Source organism: Staphylococcus sp. HMSC077D08 (assembly GCF_001837945.1).
Classification (GTDB): Bacteria; Bacillota; Bacilli; order Staphylococcales; family Staphylococcaceae; genus Staphylococcus; species Staphylococcus epidermidis.
This window is the reverse complement of record NZ_KV834746.1, coordinates 1-908: the sequence shown is the minus strand read 5'-3', so window position 1 is coordinate 908 and position 908 is coordinate 1. Positions and strand designations below refer to the sequence as shown.

General features: G+C 32.8%; 1 pseudogene. It reads left to right on the top strand.

Features of this window, described 5'->3' with window-relative positions:
* Positions 1-312, top strand: a pseudogene (locus HMPREF2663_RS02170) (DUF536 domain-containing protein); the annotation flags it as partial.
* Between the last annotated feature and the right edge of the window lie 596 nt (positions 313-908).

Here is a 908-nt window from a genome sequence, read left to right as displayed (position 1 = left end):
GAAAATCAATTAGAAGAAGAAAGACAGCTTAACTATTCTTTTGATATTGAGAAGACTAATAATAAACAAAACGTTAATATGCAAGAAGCAGTATTTACTGAGGGAAATCAAAATAGGGCTCAACAACAAGAAAAGAAAAAACCAACAGAAACTGAGCATAAAGATATTTCTGAAAAGAATAAGAATAAAAGTATAAAAGAAGATGAATTACTAAAAGATGCTAAACTAACAGAAGCAATAAAGAGTGAACCTGATGATAGGGAGGAAGAATCACCTAAAAAGGGGTTTTGGAGTCGTTTGTTTGGTAACTAACTGTAATTAAAAAGGACACGATAAGTTTAAAAACTTATCGTGCTTTTTATGTGGATCGTACTTCTGATAATCATTGGTTATGTAAACAGAGTGAATGAGGCAATCATAGTCCATACAGAACCTTTATTTGGCTCTCATTTGTGTTTTAAGAGCTTATGTAAAAAAACATATAAAATACCCCTTAAAATGCAAAATAAGGATATTAGCTTATCACATATGAGTTTTGGTTTTAGTACGACACTTTTTTAGGTGTGTAAGTGCGTCTTTGGATATAAAAATAAAAGCCAACCCAGACAAAGTGGATTGGCTTTTTCTTTCGTACGGTCTGTTTATTTTTCCTTCGACGCCGTATCGTCGATGTAAATAAAAAAAGTTATGGGCTAAAAATCTACATCACTTTTTCAAGAATGTAGTAGCGATATTCGACACAAATTAATTTTTATAACTGCTCGGAATATCTCAAGCCGTTTCTTTGAATTTAAAATTAAAAATCGACGCAGGTCGATGACGGATCTACACTAGCGTTTGGAACAAACGTATAAGTGCGCCCTTACGGGAGTTAAGTAGATTATAACACTGGTTAGTAGAGGAATGCA